At 69.9% G+C, this 17,600-nt stretch carries 16 protein-coding genes; 10 read left to right on the top strand and 6 right to left on the bottom strand.

The features are described from left to right. The first annotated feature begins 184 nt into the window (after positions 1-184). From HUT06_RS30595 to HUT06_RS30585, 3 genes are all read left to right on the top strand, one after another. Complete coding sequence (locus HUT06_RS30595) at positions 185-1,492, top strand: aspartyl protease family protein (protein ID WP_176198875.1); 1,308 nt, start codon at positions 185-187, stop codon at positions 1,490-1,492. A gap of 1,011 nt (positions 1,493-2,503) precedes the next feature. Beyond that, positions 2,504-3,757 (top strand): IS4 family transposase, encoded by a 1,254-nt coding sequence (locus HUT06_RS30590; RefSeq protein ID WP_176198874.1) that lies wholly within the window; start codon positions 2,504-2,506, stop codon positions 3,755-3,757. A 468-nt stretch (positions 3,758-4,225) separates the two neighbouring features. Continuing rightward, positions 4,226-5,470, top strand: coding sequence for an HNH endonuclease signature motif containing protein (locus HUT06_RS30585; RefSeq protein WP_176198873.1), 1,245 nt, complete (start codon positions 4,226-4,228; stop codon positions 5,468-5,470). A gap of 1,064 nt (positions 5,471-6,534) precedes the next feature. Here the strand turns inward: HUT06_RS30585 and HUT06_RS30580 are convergent. After that, positions 6,535-6,960: a MarR family winged helix-turn-helix transcriptional regulator gene (locus HUT06_RS30580; RefSeq protein ID WP_176198872.1), complete on the bottom strand. Its 426-nt coding sequence runs from the start codon at positions 6,958-6,960 to the stop codon at positions 6,535-6,537. Between the two features lie 103 nt (positions 6,961-7,063). Here HUT06_RS30580 and HUT06_RS30575 point away from each other — a divergent pair, with 103 nt between their 5' ends. After that, complete coding sequence (locus HUT06_RS30575; RefSeq protein WP_176198871.1) at positions 7,064-8,482, top strand: MFS transporter; 1,419 nt, start codon at positions 7,064-7,066, stop codon at positions 8,480-8,482. Positions 8,483-8,495: 13 nt separating this feature from the next. Here the strand turns inward: HUT06_RS30575 and HUT06_RS30570 are convergent, their stop codons facing one another. From HUT06_RS30570 to HUT06_RS30560, 4 genes are all read right to left on the bottom strand, one after another. Next, a complete protein-coding gene (locus HUT06_RS30570) occupies positions 8,496-8,945 on the bottom strand; it encodes a substrate-binding domain-containing protein (RefSeq protein ID WP_176198870.1) in 450 nt (149 codons plus the stop codon). Beyond that, positions 8,946-9,071 (bottom strand): hypothetical protein, encoded by a 126-nt coding sequence (locus tag HUT06_RS45335; protein WP_302931846.1) that lies wholly within the window; start codon positions 9,069-9,071, stop codon positions 8,946-8,948. Positions 9,072-9,383: 312 nt separating this feature from the next. Beyond that, entirely contained in the window at positions 9,384-10,223 is an 840-nt protein-coding gene (locus HUT06_RS30565) for a hypothetical protein (RefSeq protein WP_176198869.1), read from the bottom strand. Then, positions 10,217-10,948 carry a MerR family transcriptional regulator gene (locus HUT06_RS30560; RefSeq protein WP_176198868.1) on the bottom strand — a complete coding sequence of 244 codons (732 nt, stop codon included), beginning with the start codon at positions 10,946-10,948 and terminating at the stop codon, positions 10,217-10,219. Before HUT06_RS30560 ends, HUT06_RS30565 begins: the two co-directional genes overlap by 7 nt. Before the next feature lie 660 nt (positions 10,949-11,608). Here HUT06_RS30560 and HUT06_RS30555 point away from each other — a divergent pair. Beyond that, entirely contained in the window at positions 11,609-11,983 is a 375-nt protein-coding gene (locus HUT06_RS30555; RefSeq protein ID WP_176198867.1) for a VOC family protein, read from the top strand. 201 nt (positions 11,984-12,184) lie between these two features. Here the strand turns inward: HUT06_RS30555 and aceE are convergent, their stop codons facing one another. Continuing rightward, positions 12,185-14,965: a pyruvate dehydrogenase (acetyl-transferring), homodimeric type gene (gene aceE / locus HUT06_RS30550; protein ID WP_176198866.1), complete on the bottom strand. Its 2,781-nt coding sequence runs from the start codon at positions 14,963-14,965 to the stop codon at positions 12,185-12,187. 295 nt (positions 14,966-15,260) lie between these two features. Between aceE and HUT06_RS30545 the strand changes: the two genes are divergently transcribed. The 5 genes from HUT06_RS30545 to HUT06_RS30525 all read left to right on the top strand — a co-directional run bounded on the left by HUT06_RS30545 (position 15,261) and on the right by HUT06_RS30525 (position 17,599). Further along, positions 15,261-15,458, top strand: coding sequence for a DUF1918 domain-containing protein (locus HUT06_RS30545; protein WP_176198865.1), 198 nt, complete (start codon positions 15,261-15,263; stop codon positions 15,456-15,458). 73 nt (positions 15,459-15,531) lie between these two features. Continuing rightward, on the top strand, positions 15,532-15,939 hold the full coding sequence (locus HUT06_RS30540) for a YjbQ family protein (protein WP_176198864.1): 408 nt from the start codon (positions 15,532-15,534) through the stop codon (positions 15,937-15,939). Between the two features lie 209 nt (positions 15,940-16,148). Next, positions 16,149-16,577 (top strand): DUF3052 domain-containing protein, encoded by a 429-nt coding sequence (locus HUT06_RS30535; RefSeq protein WP_176198863.1) that lies wholly within the window; start codon positions 16,149-16,151, stop codon positions 16,575-16,577. Between the two features lie 102 nt (positions 16,578-16,679). Further along, positions 16,680-17,144 (top strand): peroxiredoxin, encoded by a 465-nt coding sequence (locus HUT06_RS30530; RefSeq protein WP_176201731.1) that lies wholly within the window; start codon positions 16,680-16,682, stop codon positions 17,142-17,144. Between the two features lie 71 nt (positions 17,145-17,215). Further along, the gene (locus HUT06_RS30525; RefSeq protein WP_176198862.1) at positions 17,216-17,599 is read left to right on the top strand and encodes a hypothetical protein; all 384 of its coding nucleotides are present in this window, start codon (positions 17,216-17,218) and stop codon (positions 17,597-17,599) included. Position 17,600 lies beyond the last annotated feature (1 nt).

The following is a 17,600-nucleotide window of genomic DNA, read 5'->3' as shown; positions in this document are numbered from 1 at the left end:
ATGACCGCGGACTGATCGAGGCGGCGCCGCTAACCGAAACAACGGGACGTATCGCGGGCGTATAGAAAAACGCATACGCCACCGCAACAGTCTCCCGTCTTCCCTGGAGGCGCGGACCGCAGCAGCGGTCCGCGCCGGGGGAACGCGCCCCGGTTTCGGAGGGTGAGCGCAAAAGGAGAAGGCCGTGGCCGCCGACGGAAAATGGGACCGACGCGACCTGTTGCGGGGCGCGGCCGTGGCGGCCGGCGCCGCCGCGACCGCGCCACTGCTGGGCACAGCGCACGCCGACGCCGGTAGCGCGGACGCGTTGTTCAAAGCCGGGAAGTTCGAGCAGGCAGGCCGCGCGTACGAGGACATCCTGAGAACAGATCCCGCGAACCTGCATGCGGCGCGCCGGCGCGGCTACGTCGGGCTACTGGCCAACAAGTTCCCCGACGCGGAAAAGTACCTGAGGATGGCCCTCGGCCTGGCGCCCGACGACAAGGAGACCAACTGGCTGCTGGGTGACTGCTACATCCGGCAGGACAAGCTCTCCCTCTCCGTGCCGCACTGGCGAGCGGCCGGCGAGAAGGGCTACGCCGAATGGTTCGCGGCGGTCCGCGGCAGGCCGTATCAGATCCACGGCGACATCGGCCGTGTGCCGTGGCTGCAGATGGACCCGGTACCGCTGGTGGAGGCCTCGCTCAACGGCGGCCCGCCGAAGCGCCTCACGTTCTATACCGGCGCCCCGAATCTGAACTTGACCGCGACGGCGGCCAAGGAGGCCGGACTGAGCCCCGTCTACAAGGAGAAGAGCGAGTTCGAAGGCCTCACCATATGGGTGTACTACGGGGTGCTGGACTCCCTCGAACTGGGCGGCATCGAACTGCGGAACGTCCCGGTCGGCTGGTCGTCGACGGAGTCGGGCAAGAATGTCGGCACCGGCAGCGACGGCATGATCGGCACGTGGGTCTTCTACCACCTGCTGACCACCTTCGACTACGCGGGCCGCTCGCTGATCCTGCGCCGTCCAACCCCCGAAGCCGTGAGAAAGGTACGCGCGGACGCCGCACGGGTGGGCGCCAAGCCGCTGCCGCTATGGCTGTCCCGCGACCACGACGTCAACAGCATCGGCAGCATCGCCGGCTCCGGCCCCCGGGTGATGGGCGTGAACTTCGGCGGAGACAGCGGCGCGACCGTCGCAGGAATGCCCGGAGAGGTGGCCGCGCAGTTGGGCATCCGCACCGACTACGACCGCCCGTTCGAGACCTTCGCCCACAGCCACGCGACCACCACCTACCCCTGCTACCCGAAGGTGCTCCGCCTCGGCGACGCCGTCGCCGAAGAGGTCTTCTGCGAAATGGACCCGAACATGCCGGTCAACGTCCCCTGGCCCTACGGACCGGGCTTCGACACGATCGGCCACTTTGCCCACTGCTTCTTCAAACCCTTCAACATCACACTCGACTTCACCCGTATGACCCTCTACATCGCCCGCGGCAAGGCCACCTGACCGAGGCGGGCAGTGAGCCGGGCCGCCCGACGACGCAACTGACCACGGCGGCAGCCCCCGAAAAGGACCGACGCCCAACAGGCAGGCGTCCTCACCACGGCCGGGTGATGGGCGCCGACGCGGGGACCATCACCGGCCACAACGTCGGGGCCTACATCTTTGGCTCAAGCGGGCCAATGACAACACCACCGCCACCGACCTGTCCCTCACCCATGGGGACCGGACCTGGAAGCCGTCTGCGCCGAAACAGAGCCGGCGCGGCGGCAAGATCATCGTACCCTGGTGACCGCCGCGAGTGGCCTACGCTTCGCCTACCTGCAAGACCAGCAGGCGCCACCCAACTAAGTGATGTGAGGCGTTCGAGGGAGAGGTGGCTGACGGATGAGCTCTCGGCGGCGCTCTCCCTGCTGCGGATGCCGAGATAGCCGTTGACGTCGGCAACCTCGGTACGATCGCCCGACGGGCGGAAATATGTCTGAAGTGCAGCGTATACCTGTTCCGTCACCCACTTCTCGATGCGAGTCGACCGTCGACACGGCCGAGCATTCTCGCTGCGGAGTTGCGTGAAGTAGAAAGGGGGCCGGGGCGAGAACTGGGAGCACTTGCCCCGCAAGGATCGGCTCGGAGATGCGTTTCTCTGGCCCCTGCGAGCACAACGACGGCGCCCCCGCGATGTCAACCCGCTTGTGGTACTCCGGCATGCGGTCGGGCTCACCCAGAACCAGGTCGCCAGCCGCTACGACCGCCTTTAGTGTGCTGAAGTATCTCGATTGGCCTGTTCTGTGTTCGTGGAATTGTGGTGGGGGCGGCGCTGCGTACGGGGCCGCCCCTCCAAAGTCAAGGGCGCCTTCGGCGTCGCTTCGCGATGGGACTCCGTCCCGCCCTTGACTCAATGCCACTTAGTTAGTGCTGGTGCGTCGGCTTCTTCGCATATCCACAGGGTGGTTTGTGGATTAGTTCATTTTTGGGTTTTCGTGGACGTGGAAGTAGCGGTCGATCTACCGTGCGACGATGGATGAGGCTGCTGCGCGTGGTTCGGGTTCGGCTGGTGTGCTGGTAGATCAGATCGGTATCGGGGTTTTGACGCGCTTGGTGCCGCGTGAGCTGGTGGATGAGGTGATCGCCGCTGCCGGACGCCGGGAAAAGCGGGTGCGGCTGCTGCCTGCGCGTGTCGTGGTCTATTTCGTCATGGCGATGACGTTGTTCCATGCGGACGCGTATGAGGAAGTGATACGTAAGCTGGTGCAGGGCCTGCGCGGGTTGCGGATCTGGCGGAACGAGTGGGTGGTGCCGTCGTCCGGTGCGTTGACCCAGGCACGTCGGCGGCTTGGGGCCGAGGTGATGCGTGATCTGTTCTTCCGTGTCGCGGTTCCCTGTGCCCGGCGGTCGACCCAGGGCGCGTGGCTGGGGCGGTGGCGGCTGATGGCCCTTGACGGCTTCGACATCGAAGTGCCCGACAGCGCCGCGAACGCCGAACGTTTCGGGTATGCGGGGAAGAAAAAGGACGAGAAAGGCGTGTTCCCCAAAGTGCTGGTGGTCGGGCTGGCCGAATGCGGCACCCACGCCATCGTCGGAGCGGAGTTCGGTGCGCAGCACGATACCGAGATCGCGCTGGCGACCCGGCTGCTGGGCTCGGGGATCGTGGCCGAGGACATGCTGGTCATCGGCGACCGGGGCATGTACGGCAACGAACATCTGCAACGGATCAGAGATGCTGGAGCGGACGCGTTGCTGCGCGCCAAAATCAATGTTCTGCTTCCGGTCATCAAATGGCTCCCCGATGGGTCTTATCTGTCATATTCGGCGAACCGCAGAGCCCGCACCGCCGCGTCCAAACGCTTGGCGGCCGGGACTATGGAACTGACCGAACTTCCCGGCCTGTACGTCCGGGTCGTGGAATATGAAGTGACCAACCGTGGAGAGGATGAACTGTTCACCCTCGTCACCACCATCCTTGACCCCCTGGACGCGCCCGCGACAGAACTCGCCGCCGCTTACCATGAGCGGTGGGAGATCGAAGCGGCCATCGGCGAGATGAAAACGCACCAGAAGGGCGCCGGAGCGTTGTTGCGCTCGAAGTCACCCGAGATGGTCGAGCAGGAACTGTGGGGGATGCTGCTGACATACTACGGCGTCCGGCACCTCATGGCCGAGGCCGCGGATCAAGCGGAATTGGATCCAGACCGGTTGTCGTTCATCCGCTCACTTCGCATCGTCCGCCGGCAGGTAGGAGGCCCGGCGGATTTTTCCCCCACCGCACCTTGAGCGCGCGACCGCCGACACCATCGCCGAGATAGTCGAACGACCGAACCCGCCACGGCGTCTACGAAGCTATCCACGCGTTACCAAACGCCAGCGGTACACGTCCTACCGAGTCAAACGACCCGCAGACAGCTGCACCTATCACACGGAAGAACCCGCCATCAAGATTCTGGGTTCCGCAGCCTAACTAAGTGGCATCGACCCTTGACTTCGGAGCCTCTGCGGCCCCTGAGTGCAGCTTTCGTCGGGCAGGCTCCGCCTGCCCTCTGCCCGACGCGCCGCCCCCACCCCAACCAGAACCACCAACCGAAAACACGCAACGACAACACCCGGCAGGGCAACGAAATCGAAATGCCCGAAATGAGCCTTTGCAAATAACGGACACTCACTGATCAACAAGACTCGAAAAGAATCATGGAAGAATTCCGGCCCGAAAGGGTGAAAGGGTGCCCGGCCGGATATCATGGGGGTATGAGTTCAATCGCGGTCGACCTCGATGAGGCGTCCACCATGGAATTGGTGGACGCGGCATCGGTGATCGCCGCCGAACTCGCCTCCCGTGCTGCGCCCGATTCGGCGGCGGTGTGCATGGATCTCGTCGAGACTCTCGCCGCCGCCGGTGATCTACAGGAGGCCGCCCTGGCCGGGTTCATCACCGTGGTGGACGGCGCGCGGGAGGTGCAGCGGTGGGGTTTCCCGTCCACCCGTTCCTGGCTGCGGTCCCGCCTCGGTATGCGTGAAGCCCGCGCCAAGGAGCGCCTCACGCTGGCCCGGCACCGCGACCGCGTCCCCGAGACCACCGCGCGCTGGACCGGCGGCCACCTCTCCCACGGCTACGCCGCCACCATCGCCGACGCAGTCACCCGCCTCGACGACCACGACTGCGGCCGGGCCGAGACGATCCTGCTGGGCATGGTCGACCAGGGCTTCTCCGCCGGGAAAGTCGCCTCGTTCGGTAAGCGGATCCGCGAGGTCATCGCCGAACGCGACGGCACCGAGCAGGCCCCCGAAGACGTGACGCGCGGGTATGAGCGGTCGTGGATCGACTCGACCCGCTCCCTGGACGGCGGCCGCTACATCAAGGGCTGGCTCAACGCCGAAGACGCCGCGATCTGGGACGGCACGCTCGGCCCGCTGGCCAAGCCCGCCGGGACCGACGACCACCGCGACCTGTCGGAGCGGATGGCAGCCGCACTCACCAGCGTGCTGTCGGGCGGGCACAAGGCCACCCGCGTCACCGTGATCTGCGACCTGGACACCCTCACCGGCGCCACCACCCCCGCGAGGCTGACCGACGGTACCGCGATCCCGGCACAGCAGGCCCGACGGATCGCGCTGGCCGCCGGAGTGTCACCGCTGCTGCTCGGTGGCGGGAACACTCCGCTGTATCTGGGGCATCGGGTGCGGTTCGCCACCGGTGCTCAGCGCCGGGTCCTGGAGACCTTGTATCCGACGTGCGCGGTGCTGGGGTGCGAGGTGCCCGGGACGCTGTGCGAGGTCGACCACGTCCACGGCTGGGCCCTCGGCCACAGCCCCACCGACATCGACCAACTCACCCTCACCTGCGGATGGCACAACCGCTACAAACACACCCACCCCCACCACCTCCACATCACCACAAGACCCGACGGCCGCTACACCTACCGCCTCCACCCACCCGGAATCAGAACCCTGCCCCAACCCGGCCGCCCACCACCCTGGCCCCAGGCCGCATGAACCCACGCCCACCCCCACACCCATGCCCACGCCCTAGGTCAGACCCGGCTGCTCCTTCGGCGCGGGCCTGGCCGGGGGCCGTGGCCCAACCCGGCCGCCTACCGTGCCGGTCGAGGTCGCGTGGCCGCAAGTCCCGCACTGAACCGACCGCTCCGCCCATGCGTGGCCTGACGGCGCCCGCACCACGATCACCCACCACCTGAGCCCCAGGCCGCATGATGACCACATGCCCACGGCCCAGGCACGGCCGCCCCGTCTGCCTGGGGCCTGAGCTGCGTAAGTCCAGCCTGGCTGCCTGCCGCGCAAGTTCGGGGTCGTGTGATCGCAGACCTGCGCTCGCACTGACCGCTCCACCGACGCGGGACCCACAAGCACATTCGCGCCTATCATCCGGCGCCGTGCCCAGGCCGCAGGACAGCACCCACGGCCCAGGCCTAGCTGCTCTCTCGGCGCGGGCCTGGGCGGGGGGCCGTGGGCACAGCCTGGCTGCCAGCTGTGCCGGTTCAAAGTTGCGTGCGTGGCCGTAGGTTCGCGCCGGCGCCGATCGCTTCCGCCCATGCGGGGCCCGACGGCGCTCTCGCCCTGCGCGTCGGCCATCCCGGCTACAGGGCTGCATGATTACGAGGCCACAGCCTGGACCAGGCCGCTCCGTCGGTGCGGGCTTGAGGTTCGTGGGCTCAGCGTGGCGGCGTGTTGTGCAGGTTCAAGGTTGCGTGGTCGTGGGTCCACGCCCGCATCGATTGCTTTGCCCATGTGGGCCTGCTGGTGCCTGCGCTCCGGCTGTCCGCCGCCCTGGCCGTAGGCCGCGTGATCAGCGGCAAGCCTCAGATCTGGCCGTCCCGCCGGTGTGGGCTTTGGGTATGTGGCCTCCGTTTGGTCGCCCAACGTGCAGTTCAAGGTCGTGTGGCCGCAGGCTCGCGCTCGCGCTGACCGCTCCACCGACGCGGGGCCCGACGGCGCCCTCGCCCCGGGGCTAGCCGTCCTGGCTTCTGGTCCCATGAGTTTGCGAGGCCGGGGCGTCGTGGTGGACGGCGGAGGGCGGGAGCCGTGGGCGGGGCGTGCGCTCAGAAAAGGTTGTTGGTCTTTTCCAGGTAGCCCGCGATCAGGTCGAGCTGGTCGTCGGTGTAGTCGGCGTTGACCTTTTCCAGGTGGCTGACGTACTCGGCGTACCGGTCGACCAGTGGCCGGACCTTCGTCACGTCGAGTTCGAGTCGCGCGCTGCGGCGGTCGGCGGGGTCCGGGACGCGGCGCAGGTATCCGGCGCGCTCCAAGCGGTCGATGGTGCGGCTGACGGTGCTGGTGGAGATGCCGGTGGCGTCGCTGAGCTGCTTGGCGTTGCGGATGTCGTCGCGAAGCATGAGCAGGTGCAGGGCCTGGGTGTCGGTGACCATCAGCCCCGCCTCCTTGGCGATGCGGTCGTTGCCGAGCACCGCGTTGACCAACGACACCTGGAACGCGCGCTGGATCCGCTCGGCGTGCGAACTCGCCATCGAACAACCCCCTTGGCAATGTAGTCCCATCATGGGATAGTTTCAGTACGGGACTAACCCATGATGGGAAAGTCGCACTCCGATTGTAGGTGGAGGTGGCTCGATGGACAGCGCAGGACGAGGCCGGACGGCGGCAGTGGTGGTACTGCTGCTGGCCTCCTTCATGGATCTGATGGACAACACCATCGTCAACGTCGCCCTCCCGTCGATGGAGCGCTCGCTGCACACGACCGCGGCGCAGCTGGAGTGGGTCGTGTCGGGCTACGTGCTCGCCTTCGCCGCCATGCTGATCGCGGGTGGGCGACTGGGCGACATGGTCGGCCGCCGAACCGTCTTCGTCGTCGGCACGGCCGGGTTCACGCTGGCGTCACTGTGGGCCGGGCTCTCCACCTCGGGTGCCGAGCTGGTCGCAGTGCGGATCGCGCAGGGGCTGTTCGCCGGGGCGATGGTTCCGCAGGTGCTCGGCACCGTGCAGGCCCTGTATCCGCCTGAGAAGCGTGCGGGCGTGTACGGGATCGCGGGAGCGGTCACCGGTGTGGCGGCAGTCGCGGGGCCGCTGCTCGGCGGCGCGTTCGTGTCCGGCGACGTGTTCGGCCTCGGCTGGCGGGCGATCTTCCTGGTCAACGTCCCGGTCGGTGTCCTCGTGCTGATCGGCGCGCTCGCGCTGGTGCCGCAGACGAAGGCCGATCACCCGCTGTCCCTGCACGTCCTCGGGACGGTGCTCGCCGCCGGAGGCGTGGTGGCCCTGGTCTATCCGCTGATCGAGGGCCGCCAGGCGGGATGGCCCTGGTGGACGGTGCTCCTGTTCGTCCTCGCGCCGGTCCTGCTCGCCGCGTTCGTCCTCCATGAACGCGGTCGCGCCCGCGGCGGACACGCCCTCCTGCTGCCGCTCCGCCTGTTCGCCGACCGGGGTTTCAGCGCCGGACTGATCGTCCAGCTCTCCTTCCAGGCCAGCGTGATCGGGTTCCTGTTCGTGCTGAGCATCACCGTGCAGTCGGGCTTCGGCTTCTCCGCCTGGCGGGCCGGGCTCGTCGTCCTGCCGTTCAGCATCGCGGCCGCGTTCACCAGCGGGGCCGCCGCCGCCCTGGTGGCCAAGGCCGGCAAGGCGCTGGTCGGCCTCGGGGCACTGCTGCAGGCGATCGGAACCGGATGGTCGATCGAGGTCGTCGCAGGAGGCTCCCACCCGACGGTGGCCGGGCTCATCGGGCCGATGGCCGTCGCCGGTGCGGGGCTGGGCCTGGTGGTGGTCCCGCTGACCGATGTCGTCCTGGCCGCGGTCCCCACGGACGACGCCGGGTCCGCCTCCGGCACCCTGTCGACATTCCAGCAGGTCGGCGGCGCACTCGGCATCGCGATCGTCGGGACGGTGTTCTTCGACTCGGTCACGTCCGGCCGCGATCTGGGCGATGCCTTCGGCGTGGCCGCATGGCTCGTGGTCGGCCTCGGCCTGCTCGCCGCCTTCGCCGCCCTCCTGCTGCCCCACGCCAGGCCGACCCCCGCCGTGCCGAGCACCGGCGACTGACCGGCCGCGACCGTCAGGACGACTCGCGGACGATCAGGCGGGTCTCGCAGATGACGGGCGTGTCCGCCACGGGTCTGCCGTGGATCCGGTCGAGCAGCAGCTCAGCGGACCGGCGGCCCATCGCCTCAGTGGGCTGGTGAACGGTCCTGGGCTCCGGGTGGGAACGCGGATCCGCGCCCGCCTCCGCGTCCCCGACGATCGCGACATCGTCGGGGACGCGCCGCCCCCGCCGCTCCATCTCCCGTCCCCCGGCGGACACGCTGAAGTCGCCATGGCCCGCCGGCTCCCGGCCGCCGGGCAGGGCCTCCCGGTAACCGGCCAGGCGATCGGCGCCGACGGTGGTGTCCGGCGGTCCGGCGGTCCGGCGGTCCGGCGGTCCGGCGATCGTGGCGATGCGGCGGCGGCCCTGCTCGACGAGGTACTCGACGGCGCGCCGCGTTCCGCCCCGGTTGTCGGCGTCCACCTAGACGGGCAGGGCGGCGCCGGAGTCGTGCGGTCGGCCCCCGAGGACGACGGGAATGCCGTAGAGCGCCAGCAGGCCGGGGAGCGGGTCGTCACGGAGCAGCGACACCAGGAGGACGCCGTCCACGCGCTGCGCGCGCGCAGAGCGTCGGCGAGGTCCGCGCGACCGGAGTCAGACTGCGTGAACGTCAGCGTGGGCGTCATGTCGGCCGCGGCGACGGCCGAGCCCATCCCGCGCACGATGCGCCCGAAGTAGGGCTCCTCGAAACGGCGTCCCCGTTGACCACGCGGGACACGGTGCCGCGGCCCGCCTTCGCCAGCGCGGCGACCTGCTCGAGTGTGGGACGGCGATCGATCACCCGTCATGGGTACTGCGTGAGGCTGCGGCAGCGCCACACCGAGCCGGGGCGGTCGGGTGAGTGGGCGGATGGCGGCGCGGTCATCCCCCTACCTGCCCCGGGACGGCCGGACGGGCCTCCACGAGCATGGACGGATCGTCGGCGAAGAACCGGACCGTCCGGACATCGGCCCGTCCGCCGAGGGGCCGGACGACCCTGATCGGCTCGCGCAACTCGACCACCACGTTCGTCTGGGACGCCACCGCCACCGCGAGCCGGTCGTCCAGCACCTTGACCATGCCGCTCTCGTTGTAGTTCCGGACGACCCGCAGCGAGGAGATCTGCGCACGCGGGATGCGCAGGTCGAAGAACGCCCCGTACCGGACGCGCAGTTCGTCGTCCGACAACACGTGCGGCCGGGTGACGCACGCCGCGATGACCGCCAGCACGATCAGGATCGAGTACAGATCGATCACCAGGAAGGCCGCCCGCAACCCCTCGGGCGCGTCGACGGCCCGCAGCAGCAGCTCCACGCCCACGACCTCGACGACCATCGCGAAGAGGAACCCCGCCTGAAGGCCGAGCTGCGCGCCCGCGTACGGAACGCCGACCGCACCCTGCGGCACCCCGTGCCTGCGACGCGCGACGAGCAGCACCAGGCTGACCATGCCCTTCGCGTCGAACGCCACGATCCTGCGCAGCCTCTCGGGCACGAGAAGCCGGACGCTCCGGAGGGCGGCCGGCCAGTCGGCGCCGTCCCGCCGCGCCTCGACGACGAGTCGTCCCGCGGCGACGACCTGCAGCAGAAGCATGGCCGCCACGACCGCCTTCACGACCGCGACCACCGGACCGGGCACCGGGACACCCGACGCGGCCAGCACCAAGACGACCAGCTCGGCGGGCGCCGCCACGAACAGCGCGGCGCGGGCGACCCTCAGCATGCCCGCTCCTTGAGAATCGCCACCAGCAGCCGGAACACCTCGCGCTGGGCGGGCGACATCTCCTCCAGCCACGCGGCGTCCAGCCGCTGCCGCGCCATCAGCGCCGCCATCTCCGCCGGGATCTGGTCGGCGAGGTCCTCGGCGATCTCGGCGACGCGCGGATCGTCCGGCGGCGCGTCCGCGATCTCGTCCAGCCGCGCGTAGGTCTCGGCGATGCGCTCGCGCGCCTCGGGCCCCGTGAAGGACCGCATCATCCCCGCGAACCGGGCCCGCTCCCCCTCCCCGACCGCCGTGTCGACGAGCGCGAGCAGTTCCCGGTCGAACTCGCCGAACTTCGACCCGCGCGGCAGGTCGCGCAGGACGTCCGCCATCTCGGGCGAGACGGCCGAATCAGGCCGCAGCTCCGCCTCCTCCAGCAACGCGGCGAGCCGGACCCGCCGCGCCCCGATGGCCTCCTGCTGCCGGGCCAGGTCGGCGTCGAGTTCGAGCAGCACCTCACGCAGATCGCGCCCGCGCTCATCGGCGAGGACGTCCCGTATCTCGTCCAGCGACAGCCCGAGCTCCACGAGCCTCCGCACCCGCGCGAGCGCCACCGCGTCACGCAGCCGGTACTCCCGATAGCCGTTCGCCAGCCGCTCGGGCTCCGGCAGCAGGCCGAGCTGGTGGTAGTGCCGCACAGTCCTGGTCGAGACACCGACCAGGGCGGCGAGTTCACCGATTCGCATGGCCCCATTACAAACGTTGACGCAACGTCAAGGTCAACCACGCCAACGTCCCGTCGGCGATCCGCCCGCCCCCAAGGCGGTGGCTATCGAGGCGGGCACGGCCAACGACCACGCAACCTGACCTTGCACGACAGGCCACCACGCTAAGCCCACGCCCCAAGCCCACACCAACGGGCCAGCCAGCCCTGGGACGCGGCGTGTGATCACGCGGCTTGCGGCCAGGGCGGCCAGCACCCAGAGCGAGGGCGCCGTCTCAGGTTTCCGTAGGCAGAGCATCCGGTGCAGGCGCGGACCTGCGGCCACGCGACTTTGAACCTGCACAGGCAGCCACGCTCGGGCCGCGAACCTCAACCCGCACCCACGAGGCAGCCGGGCCTGGCCGTGGGTGTGTACGCCTCCCACCGGACACCAAGATCAGCCGGCGGGTGAGATCCCCCAGCGAGAGACGAACGCGGCGAAGTCCCGGCGGGTGGCCGAGGGCGGGCGCCGGCTCCAGATTGTGGACGCACTGGCGGAGGCCTGGGGGTTCCGGACGGACGGCTACCGCACCATCGTGTGGGCGCGGTTCCGTTCGCCGTGCGGAATCCTGCCGGCAAACACCGACAGGGGGTTGTCGCAAGGCTCCGGGACGCTCGTGGCAGCGTTCGAAGGAGGAGATCGATGAGCGTTCCCGCGTTCAACACCGTCACGTGGTTCCAGGTCGGCACCGACGCGCCGGAGGAGGCCCGCCGCTTCTACGGCGACATGTTCGGCTGGCAGTTCGCGCTCGACCCGGACGCCGACGGCTACGACCTGGTCAGGTACCCGGGCGCCGACGCGCCGAGCGGCGGCATCTCGCATGAGCCGGACGCCTCCCGCAACCACGCGATGTTCCTGGTCCTGGTGGAGGACGTCGAGGCCGCCTGCGAGCGGACGGTGAAGTACGGCGGCAAGGTCGCCATGCCCGCGCTGACCACGGCCAACGGCCTCAAGTTCGCCTACCTGCAGGACACGTCCGGCAACACGTTCGGCGTCTTCACGCCCCCGGCCGGCTGACCTGGGAAACGCGAAGGGCCCCGAGGTGAACCCTCGGGGCCCTTCCGGTCATGGCGGCCTACACCTCCGCGATCACCGTCCTTGGTCGGACATCAACCCGCGCACACGGGCCGTGCGGCCGGAGGGCGCCCAGGGCCCAGCGCCCGGAGGCCGCGCGGTCCGCCGACCGTGACGGGGGTTCCAGGGGTCGCCCCCTGGGAGTCACGCGTCTCCGCCGGTGTTGCTTTCGCGGCTGCCTACTCCGCCTGCGAAGACTTCGCTCACCTCGGCGTTCAGGCGGTAGTGGGCGATGGCCTGGGGGAGGGTCTCCGGCTTGATGTCGCCGTGCCTTGCCAGCCTCGTCAGGACCGCCAGGACGATCGACGCGGCGTCCACGTGGAAGAAGCGGCGGGCGGCGGCGCGGGTGTCGGAGAAGCCGAACCCGTCGGTGCCCAGGGACGTGAAGTCGCCGTGCACCCACGGGGCGATCTGGTCGGGTACGGCGCGGGTGAAGTCCGACACCGCGACGATCGGCCCGGCGACGTTGTCGAGCGTGCGGGTGACGTACGGGACGTGCTGCTCGGCCTCGGGGTTGAGCAGGTTCCACTCGTCGCAGGCGCGGGCCTCGCGGGCCAGTTCGTTCCACGAGGTGGCCGACCACACGTCCGCGGCGACGCCCCAGTCCTCGGCGAGGAGGCGCTGGGCCTCCAGCGCCCAGCGGCCGCCGACGCCCGATGCCAGGATGTTCGCGCGCGGGGCCTCGGCGTTGCCCGACTCTGCCGCCCGGTAGCGGTACAGGCCCTTGAGGAGGCCGTCGACGTCGAGGTCCTCCGGCTCGGCGGGCTGCTGGTACGGCTCGTTGTAGACGGTGAGGTAGTAGAAGACGTCCTCGCCGTCCGGGTGTTCGTCGGACGACCCGTACATGCGGCGCAGGGCGTCCCGCACGATGTGGCCGAGTTCGAAGCCCCACGTCGGGTCGTAGTGGACGCAGGCCGGGTTGGACGCGGCGAGCAGCGGGCTGTGGCCGTCGGCGTGCTGGAGGCCCTCACCGGTGAGGGTGGTGCGGCCGGCGGTGGCGCCGAGCAGGAACCCGCGGCCCATCTGGTCGCCGAGCGCCCACATCTGGTCGCCGGTCCGCTGGAACCCGAACATCGAGTAGAAGATGTAGACGGGGATCATGTGCTCGCCGTGGGTGGCGTACGCGGTGCCCGCGGCGATGGTGGACGCCATCGAGCCGGCCTCGCTGATGCCCTCGTGGAGCATCTGGCCGCTTTCGGCCTCCTTGTAGGAGAGGAGGAGTTTGCGGTCGACGGCCTCGTAGGTCTGCCCGTGCGGCGAGTAGATCTTGGACGTGGGGAACAGCGAGTCCATGCCGAACGTGCGGTACTCGTCCGGGGCGATCGGGACGAACCGGGCGCCGATGTTCTCGTCCTTGATCAGGTCCTTGAGCAGCCGGACGAACGCCATGGTGGTGGCGACGTTCTGCTTGCCGGAGCCCTTCTTCATCTCGCTGTAGACCGGGTCGCCCGGCAGTTTGAGCGGCTTGGCGCGGACGACGCGCTTCGGCAGGAAGCCGCCGAGGGCGGCGCGGCGCTCGCGCATGTACTGGATCTCGTCGGAGTCCTCGCCCGGGTGGTAGTAGGGCGGCAGCGGCTCCTCCAGCGCCGAGTCGGGGATGTCCAGGTAGAGCCGGTCCCGGAACTCCTTCAGCTCGGCCTTGGTGAGCTTCTTCATCTGGTGGGTGGCGTTGCGGGCCTCGAAGTCGGAGCCGAGCGTCCAGCCCTTGATCGTGTGCGCGAGGATCACGGTCGGCTGGCCGACGTGCTCGCGGGCCGCCTTGAACGCCGCGTACACCTTGCGGTAGTCGTGCCCGCCGCGCGACAGCTTGCGCAGCTCGTCGTCCGACAGGTGCTGGACGATCCGGCGCAGCCGCGGGTCGGCGCCGAAGAACTTCTCCCGGATGTACTCGCCGGACTCGACGCTGAACGTCTGGAACTGGCCGTCCGGGGTCGTGTTCATCTGGTTGACCAGCACGCCGTCGACGTCCTGTGCGAGCAGCGGGTCCCAGTCGCGGCCCCAGATGACCTTGATGACGTTCCAGCCGGCGCCGCGGAAGAACGACTCCAGCTCCTGGATGATCTTGCCGTTGCCGCGCACCGGGCCGTCGAGTTGCTGCAGGTTGCAGTTGACGACGAAGGTGAGGTTGTCGAGCTCCTCGCGGGCGGCGAGGCCGATGGCGCCGAGCGACTCCGGCTCGCCCATCTCGCCGTCGCCGAGGAACGCCCACACGTGCGAGCGGGACGTGTCCTTGATCTTGCGGTTGTAGAGGTAGCGGTTGAACCGCGCCTGGTACACCGAGTCGATCGCGGTCAGGCCCATGGACACCGTGGGGAACTCCCAGAAGTCCGGCATGAGCCGCGGGTGCGGGTAGGACGAGAGGCCGCCGCCCGGGTGCGAGTGCTCCTGCCGGAACCCGTCCAGCCTGCCCTCGGGGAGGCGTCCCTCCAGGAAGGCGCGGGCGTAGATGCCGGGGGCCGCGTGCCCCTGGAAGAACACCTGGTCGCCGGACTCGCCGTGGTCCTTGCCGCGGAAGAAGTGGTTGAAGCCGACCTCGTAGAGGGAGGCGGCGGAGGCGTAGGTGGCGATGTGCCCGCCGACGCCGAGTTCGGGGCGGTTGGCGCGCGAGACCATGATCGCCGCGTTCCACCGGATGTAGGCGCGGATGCGCCGTTCCACGTGCTCGTCGCCGGGGAACCAGGGTTCGTGCTCCGGCGGGATGGTGTTGATGAAGTCGGTGCTGCGCAGGCCGGGCACGCCGACCTGCAGCTCGCGGGCCCGCTCCAGGAGGCGGAGCATGACGTACCGCGCCCTGCCGCGGCCCGCGGTCTTGATGACCGTGTCCAGCGACTCCAGCCACTCCCGGGTCTCGTCCGGGTTGATGTCGGGCAGCTGGCTCGGCAGGCCGTCGCTGATGATCGAGAAGCGTTGACGTCCGGAAGCCACGGGGTCCCCTCTGTCCTTACCGTCTTTGCTGGTGAGACCCATGGCCGCCGCTCGGGAGGCCACCGGTCCCCGGCAGACTGTCGGTCGCTCGTCTGGTGATCCCATCGTCGCCGTTCAGGACGGCTAACGCATCTCTACCAACGGGTAACCATGCTGCCCCTGAGGACGTCTTTTTCCCGTCCCGGCGGGTTGCCCCCGCCGGGGTGCGGGGAACGAATGAAGCTGAGAGGAAGGACTCGCCACACGCCCGGCACGGTCCGTCCCGGCGGCGGACGCACGAGCTTGGGAGAACGCCATGAAGGCACACATCGGAGACCGGCTGCACGTCCACGGCAGGAACGTGGGGAACCCCGACCAGCTCGGCGAGATCGTCGAGGTACGGGGCGCGGACGGCGGCCCGCCGTACGTGGTCAGGTTCCCCGACGGCCGCGAGAGCCTCATCTTCCCGGGGCCGGACTCGGTCGTCGAGTCACGGGAGCACATTTCGCACTGACAGGGCCGCAGACCGGTGAGATCCGCGCGGGCGCGGACGCGTCCGGTGCCGCGGATGGGGTAGACACGGGACCATGGAGAGCACCGTGGTCCGGGTGGCCACCGGTACGAGCGAGACCGTGCACGACATCACGGCCGAATGCGAGCGGTTCGCCGCGGCGGCGGGCGGTGACGGGCTGCTGCACGTCTTCGTCCCGCACGCGACCGCCGGCGTGGCGATCCTGGAGCTGGGCGCGGGCAGCGACGACGACCTGCTGGCCGCCCTGGGCGACCTGCTGCCGGCGGACGACCGCTGGCGGCACGCGCACGGCTCGCGGGGGCACGGGCGGTCGCACGTGCTGCCCGCCCTCGTCCCGCCGTACGCGACCCTGCCGGTCGTGGGCGGGCGCCTCGCCCTCGGGACGTGGCAGTCGGTGGCCGTCGTCGACCTCAACGTGGACAACCCCGACCGGCAGGTCCGCTTGTCCTTCCTGAAGGGATGAGCCTTCCCGAAGTGATGAGAAGGTCCCCGGGAAACGGGGAATCGGGCCAATGAGGCGACCAAAAGCCCGGAAGACACTTGCGCTGGAGGCCCTCACTTGTGTGGACTGTCCCGCAAACACCGCACAGGTGCGGGCGGGCCACCCGTCCCGGGGGGCCGGAATCGAGAGTGCACGGCACCGTGCGGACTGACGACAATGGGAGGACTTTCGTGAGCGCGACCGCGGGTCAGGCGCAGTCTGAGCGCAGCCTGGCCGAACGGCTCGGCCTGAAGGCGGGCCAGGTGGTGCAGGAGATCGGCTTCGACGACGACGTCGACGAGGAGCTTCGTCGCTCCGTCGAAGAACTCACGGGGAACGAACTGCTCGACGAGGACTACGAGGACGTGGTCGACATCGTGCTGCTGTGGTGGCGCGAGGAGGACGGCGACCTGTTCGAGGGCCTGACCGACGCGATGGTCCCGCTCACCAGCGGCGGCAACATCTGGCTGCTGACGCCCAAGGCGGGGCGGGACGGGCACGTGGAGCCCAGCGACATCGGCGAGGCCGCGCAGACGGCCGGGCTCTCGCAGACCAGCAGCATCAGCGCGGCCAAGGAGTGGTCGGGCACGCGGCTGGTCGCGCCCAAGGTCCGCAAGTAGCCGGGGCGGTAGGACTTGTCGGTCAACGCGGACGGCACGGGCGCGAGCCCGGGCGCCGTCGACGTGGGCGGCGCGGACTCGGGCAGCCGGGAAGCGGGCGGCGTGGAAGTGGGCGCGCAGGCGCCCGACTTCGAGCTCGCGGACCAGCACGGCACCCCCGTGCGGCTGTCGGGCTTCCGCGGCGAGCGGAACGTCGTCCTCGTGTTCTATCCGCTGGCGTTCAGCGGTGTGTGCACGGGGGAGCTGACCCGGCTCAGGGACGAGTTCAGGGACGCGGGCGACGGCGCGGGCGGGAGCGGCGCGCAGCTGCTCGCCGTCTCGGTCGACTCGATGTTCGCCCTGCGCGCCTGGTCGGACCAGGAGAGGTTCTGGTTCCCGCTGCTGTCGGACTTCTGGCCGCACGGCGGCACGGCGCGGCGCTACGGCGTCTTCGACGAGGCCAAGGGCCTGGCGCTGCGCGGCACCTTCATCATCGACACCGAGGGCGTGGTCCGGTGGCGGGTCGTGAACGCGATCCCGGACGCGCGCGACATCGACGAGTACCGCGAGGCGCTCGCCGGGCTCTGAGCAGACGGACCGGTCCCGGCCCGGCCGAAGCGGGCCTGGCCGGAACCGGTCCCGGCACCTCTGGAGGTGTGATGCCCTGCTACCGCTGCGGGGCGCGGCAGACCGACCCCGTGCGCGGCGCGAGCCCGTGGAAGCGCGGTGTCAAGGCGGAGCGCCAGGTGCTGGTCTGCCCGAGCTGCCAGGCCGCCCGCGACTGGGCGGACGACCTGGACCGCTGCTCCGAGTGCGGGTCGGCGGCCCTGGTGTGCCGGCTCGGCGAGGTCGAGTGCCGCGGCTGCGGGCACACCCGTCCCGCCGTGCGGGACGAGCCCGGGGACGCCGGTCTGGTGCCCGCCGGTGCCGACCGTGCCGCCGGGACGGGTGGCGCGGGCGCCGACAGGCCGTCCGACGGCGGCCTGTCGGAGGAGGTGGCGGCCGCACTGTCCCGCGTCCTGAAGCGGGGCCCGGCCGGCTGAC

The sequence above is a fragment of the Actinomadura sp. NAK00032 genome, from assembly GCF_013364275.1.
GTDB lineage: Bacteria > Actinomycetota > Actinomycetes > Streptosporangiales > Streptosporangiaceae > Spirillospora.
This window is presented reverse-complemented; position numbering and strand designations above follow the sequence as displayed.

What these genes read in the sequence shown, in the direction of transcription:
- HUT06_RS30580 (WP_176198872.1), bottom strand. Translation starts at nt 6,960, where the DNA reads ATGGCGAGTTCGCACGCCGAGCGGATCCAGCGCGCGTTCCAGGTGTCG.
- HUT06_RS30575 (WP_176198871.1), top strand. Translation starts at nt 7,064, where the DNA reads ATGGACAGCGCAGGACGAGGCCGGACGGCGGCAGTGGTGGTACTGCTG.
- HUT06_RS30565 (WP_176198869.1), bottom strand. Translation starts at nt 10,223, where the DNA reads ATGCTGAGGGTCGCCCGCGCCGCGCTGTTCGTGGCGGCGCCCGCCGAG.
- HUT06_RS30545 (WP_176198865.1), top strand. Translation starts at nt 15,261, where the DNA reads ATGAAGGCACACATCGGAGACCGGCTGCACGTCCACGGCAGGAACGTG.
- HUT06_RS30590 (WP_176198874.1), top strand. Translation starts at nt 2,504, where the DNA reads ATGGATGAGGCTGCTGCGCGTGGTTCGGGTTCGGCTGGTGTGCTGGTA.
- HUT06_RS30585 (WP_176198873.1), top strand. Translation starts at nt 4,226, where the DNA reads ATGAGTTCAATCGCGGTCGACCTCGATGAGGCGTCCACCATGGAATTG.
- HUT06_RS30555 (WP_176198867.1), top strand. Translation starts at nt 11,609, where the DNA reads ATGAGCGTTCCCGCGTTCAACACCGTCACGTGGTTCCAGGTCGGCACC.
- HUT06_RS30525 (WP_176198862.1), top strand. Translation starts at nt 17,216, where the DNA reads ATGCCCTGCTACCGCTGCGGGGCGCGGCAGACCGACCCCGTGCGCGGC.
- HUT06_RS30540 (WP_176198864.1), top strand. Translation starts at nt 15,532, where the DNA reads ATGGAGAGCACCGTGGTCCGGGTGGCCACCGGTACGAGCGAGACCGTG.
- HUT06_RS30560 (WP_176198868.1), bottom strand. Translation starts at nt 10,948, where the DNA reads ATGCGAATCGGTGAACTCGCCGCCCTGGTCGGTGTCTCGACCAGGACT.